The sequence below is a fragment of the uncultured Amnibacterium sp. genome (assembly GCF_964245895.1).
Lineage (GTDB): Bacteria > Actinomycetota > Actinomycetes > Actinomycetales > Microbacteriaceae > Amnibacterium.
Window position 1 is genome coordinate 1 of record NZ_CAXTOQ010000040.1, and the last position, 3,909, is coordinate 3,909.

At 73.5% G+C, this 3,909-nt stretch carries 5 protein-coding genes and 1 pseudogene (1 of these 6 only partly in view); 2 read left to right on the forward strand and 4 right to left on the reverse strand.

Features of this window, described 5'->3' with window-relative positions:
* Positions 1 to 607: TIGR03557 family F420-dependent LLM class oxidoreductase (locus ACFE60_RS07740; protein ID WP_375388276.1), on the forward strand; the 607-nt coding region annotated here is incomplete at its 5' end.
* 97 nt (positions 608 to 704) lie between these two features.
* Here ACFE60_RS07740 and ACFE60_RS07745 read toward each other — a convergent pair.
* Both ACFE60_RS07745 and ACFE60_RS07750 read right to left on the reverse strand, forming a co-directional pair.
* Positions 705 to 932 carry a DUF3072 domain-containing protein gene (locus tag ACFE60_RS07745; RefSeq protein ID WP_375388277.1) on the reverse strand — a complete coding sequence of 76 codons (228 nt, stop codon included), beginning with the start codon at positions 930 to 932 and terminating at the stop codon, positions 705 to 707.
* A 40-nt stretch (positions 933 to 972) separates the two neighbouring features.
* Positions 973 to 1,644, reverse strand: a complete 672-nt coding sequence (locus tag ACFE60_RS07750) for an HAD family hydrolase (RefSeq protein WP_375388278.1) — start codon at positions 1,642 to 1,644, stop codon at positions 973 to 975.
* 30 nt (positions 1,645 to 1,674) lie between these two features.
* On the opposite strand from ACFE60_RS07750, the gene ACFE60_RS07755 reads away from it, so the two are divergent.
* On the forward strand, positions 1,675 to 2,169 hold the full coding sequence (locus ACFE60_RS07755; protein WP_375388279.1) for a metallophosphoesterase family protein: 495 nt from the start codon (positions 1,675 to 1,677) through the stop codon (positions 2,167 to 2,169).
* Here the strand turns inward: ACFE60_RS07755 and ACFE60_RS07760 are convergent.
* Both ACFE60_RS07760 and ACFE60_RS07765 read right to left on the reverse strand, forming a co-directional pair.
* The gene (locus ACFE60_RS07760) at positions 2,112 to 3,107 is read right to left on the reverse strand and encodes a hypothetical protein (protein ID WP_375388280.1); all 996 of its coding nucleotides are present in this window, start codon (positions 3,105 to 3,107) and stop codon (positions 2,112 to 2,114) included. The two genes, ACFE60_RS07755 and ACFE60_RS07760, sit on opposite strands and share 58 nt — an antisense overlap.
* Before the next feature lie 72 nt (positions 3,108 to 3,179).
* A pseudogene (locus ACFE60_RS07765) lies at positions 3,180 to 3,909 on the reverse strand (DUF3097 family protein) (it continues 41 nt past the right edge of the window).

Here is a 3,909-nt window from a genome sequence, read left to right on the forward strand (position 1 = left end):
GGACATGCTCGAGGAGGCGGTGCAGATCATCCGCGCGCTGCACACCGGCGAGCTGACGACGTGGGACGGCGACTGGTTCCGCGTCGACTCCGCCCGCATCTGGGACGCGCCGGACGGCGGGGTGCCGATCGGGATCGCCGTGGGCGGCGAGCACGCCGTCGAGCGGTTCGCCCCGCTCGGCGACCACCTGATCGCGACCGACCCGCTGCCGGAGCTGCTGCAGGGCTGGGACGCCGCGAAGGGCGGCACGGCGTCGCGCAAGATCGGCCAGATCCCGGTCTGCTGGGCGCCCTCGAAGGAGCAGGCGATCGACCTCGCGCACGAGCAGTTCCGCTGGTTCGGCGGCGGCTGGGGCGTCAACGCCGACCTGCCGACGCCGAAGGGCTTCCACGACGCGTCCCAGTTCGTCCGCAAGGAGGACGTCGCCGACTCGATCGCGTGCGGCCCGGACCTCGACGAGCTGGTGGAGGGCGTGCGGCCGCTGTGGGAGGCGGGCTTCACCGACGTGGCGGTGGTCCAGGTGGGCGACGCCCTGCAACAGCGCTTCCTGGACGAGGTCGCCGGTCCGCTGCTCGAGCGGCTGCGTGCGGCGGCGCCCCAGGGCTGAGCCCGACCGTGGATCGGGACGCGGGGCGGCGATCAAGAACCCCTCCGCGTCCTGATCCGCGCCCCGCATCCTGCGGCGAGGCCGCGATCCGGACCGATCAGCCCTGGCCGCGGCCGGTCTCCTCCTGCAGGCGCTCGATCGTCTCGGACGCCTCCGCCTTGCTGATGTCCGCGGGGATCTGCTCCCCCGCCTGGCGCGCCAGCGTGTCGATGTAGCTCTTCTGCGCGCCGGTCGCCGGCTCGTCGCCGGTGACCCAGTCGCTCGGATCCTTCTCGGTCGAGCTCTTCTCGGGCCCGCCCAGCATCTCGGTCTTGTCGTCGCTCATGCGGCGACAGTAGAACACGTGTCCGACAGAACGCCGACGGTCATCGGATGTACAGCGGGCTGTCGTCGAGCCCCGCCAGCAGGGCGGCCACGTCGTCGTAGACGGCGACCGCTCCGGCGTCCCGTAGCTCCGAGGCGCCGTAGCCGCCGGAGAGCACGCCGATGCAGCGCACGCCGGCCCGGACGGACGACTCGGCGTCCCACGCAGCGTCGCCGACCATGATCGCGTCGTCCGCGGAGACGCCCGCCTTGTCGAGCGCGACGCGCACGACGTCGGGCGCGGGCTTCGCCGTCTCGACGTCCTCGGCGGTGGTGATCGCGAAGACCGAGTCGCCGGGGTCGAGCGCCCGGATGATCATGTCGAGCTCCTCCTGCGGCGCCGACGTCGCGAGCACCACCTGGAAGCCGCGGCCCGCCAGCGTCCCGAGCAGCTCCTGCGCGCCGGCGAAGCGGCGCATCCGCTCCTGGTCGGCCGCGTAGTGGGCCGAGTGCCGCTCCTTCGCCTCGTCCCCGAGCCGCTCCGCGTCGTCGCCCAGCAGCGTGTCGAGCAGCTTCGCGGAGTCCATGCCGATGGCGCGGTGCACCCGCCAGGCGTCGACCGGGTGCCCCACGTCGGCGCAGGCGCGCAGCCAGGCGTCGACGTGCAGGTAGTTCGTATCGACGAGCGTGCCGTCGATGTCGAGGAGGACGGCCGTGCAGGTGGGTCCGGGCATCCGGGGAGTCGATCAGCCCAGGATGGGAGCGTGCCCCTCGCTCTCCTCGTGCTGGCCGACAGCCACCTGCCGAACCGCGCCAAGCGCCTGCCGGATCCCGTGCTGGAGGCGCTCGGCACCACCGACGGCGTGGTGCACGCGGGCGACTGGGTCGACGAGGCGACGCTCGACCTCCTGCTCGACCGCTCCCCGATGGTGCTGGGCGTCGCCGGCAACAACGACGGGCCCGGGCTGCACGCCCGGCTGCCGGAGGTGGCGCGGGCGCGGCTCGACGGCGTCCGGCTCGCGGTGGTCCACGAGACGGGCGCATCCGTCGGTCGCGAGCGCCGGATGGACGACGCGTTCCCGGACGCCGACGTGCTCGTGTTCGGGCACAGCCACATCCCGTGGGACACGACGACGCCGGCAGGGCTGCGGCTGCTGAACCCGGGTTCACCCACCGACCGGCGCAGGCAGCCGCGGTGCACCTACGGCGTGCTGACGCTCGACTCCGGCGCGGTCTCCTGGACGCTGCTCGGCGTCTGACCGTCCCACCAGCGCAGCACCCGCAGCGCGCGCAGGGTGATCCAGCGGCTGGGGTACCCCTCCTGCTCCTCGTCGAGGTCGAGCAGCACCGGGCCCATGTGGTGCTGCTCGAGGTTCCACAGCCCGCTGGGGAGCCGCTTCCCGCGGACGAGGTCGACCGCCTCGCCGCAGCGCGGATCCTTCTCCGGTCGCGCGAGCCGGAAGTGCTCGAGCGCGCGCAGCACGTCGTAGTACCACCGCGTCGGGAACGACGGCATCGAGAACCGCGGATCGATCACCGCCCCGCTCGAGCGCCGTCGGAGCAGCCGACGCTCGAGCAGGTACTCCTCCCCTGCCAGCCGGGCGTCGCGGACCGCGGTGTCGGCGCCGCCCGCCGCCTCCCACGCGCGCAGGCCCTCCAGCACGCAGATCGTCGAGTGGAAGGAGGAGGGGGTCTCCGGACCCTGCGCCCAGCAGTTCCACCCGCCGTCCGCGAGGTGCCGGTCGAGGAGCGCCTGCAGCACCCGGTCGCCGCCCGCGCCGAAGTACGCCGCGCTCGCGAGGACCGTGCCGTTCACGCAGGGCTCCGTCTCGCCGTCGAAGTACGGCCGGTCGCCCTTGTCCCAGAGCACGTGCTCCCGCACCCGGTCGATCGCGCGGCGCACCGCGGGCGATGCCGGGTCGGCCCCGAGATCCCGCAGCGTCTCGAGCACGAAGTGCGTGCCGGTCCAGGCGTCGAAGAACGGCCGCTCCTCGTCGGCCCAGCCGGGGCGGTAGACGCCGCCGTCCCACAGCCCGTCCTCGGCCTGCTCGGCGAGGAGGCGCGCACCCCAGCCCTCCTCGGCCACCTTCGCGCGTTCCGCGGCGACCTCCTCCGCCGGCGCGTCGGTCAGGTCCCGAAGGGCCTGCCAGCGCACCGAGGGGTCGCCGTCGAGCAGGTGGCCGGGCACCGCGTCCATGCCCGGACGCTAGACCACCTTTCGTTCCGTAGGTCTGGCCGACCGACGAAACGACAGGCGGCGGCGTCCCGCTCAGGCGGTGACGAAGTCGATCAGCTGCTCGACGCGGCCGAGCAGCGCCGGCTCGAGGTGGCCGAAGTGGTCGACGCGGGAGAGGATCCGCTGCCACGCCCGCGCGATGTCGGCCTGGTCCTCGTGCGGCCAGCCGAGCGCCTGGCAGATGCCGTGCTTCCACTCGATGCCGCGCGGGATCGCCGGCCACGCCTTCAGGCCGACCCGCTCGGGCTTCACGGCCTGCCAGATGTCGATGTAGGGGTGGCCGACCACGAGCACGTCGTCGCCCCACGGCTTCACCGCGGCCTCCGTGAGCCGGGTCTCCTTGCTGCCCTTCACCAGGTGGTCGACGAGCACGCCGACCTTGCGGTCCGGCTCCGGCTTGAACACGTGCAGGACCTCCTCCAGGTGGTCGACGCCCTGCAGGTACTCGACGGCGACGCCCTCGATGCGCAGGTCGTGGCCCCAGACCTTCTCGACGAGGTCCGCGTCGTGCCGGCCCTCGACGAAGATGCGGCTGCCGCGCGCGACGCGGGCCTTGGCGCCCTCGACCGCGAAGGAGCCGGAGGCGGAGCGCAGCGGGCCGCTCCGCTTCGGCTGCACCTTCGGCACCCGCAGCGCGACGGCCTTCCCGTCGATCAGGAAGCCGGGGCCGATCGGGAAGACCCGGACCTTGCCCCGCCGGTCCTCGAGCCGCACCATCCTGCCCTCGACGCCGATCACCGCGCCGACGAAGCCGCTCGCGACC

Coding starts and splice junctions, on each gene's coding strand:
- ACFE60_RS07750 (WP_375388278.1), bottom strand. CDS start 1,644: ATGCCCGGACCCACCTGCACGGCCGTCCTCCTCGACATCGACGGCACG.
- ACFE60_RS07760 (WP_375388280.1), bottom strand. CDS start 3,107: ATGGACGCGGTGCCCGGCCACCTGCTCGACGGCGACCCCTCGGTGCGC.
- ACFE60_RS07745 (WP_375388277.1), bottom strand. CDS start 932: ATGAGCGACGACAAGACCGAGATGCTGGGCGGGCCCGAGAAGAGCTCG.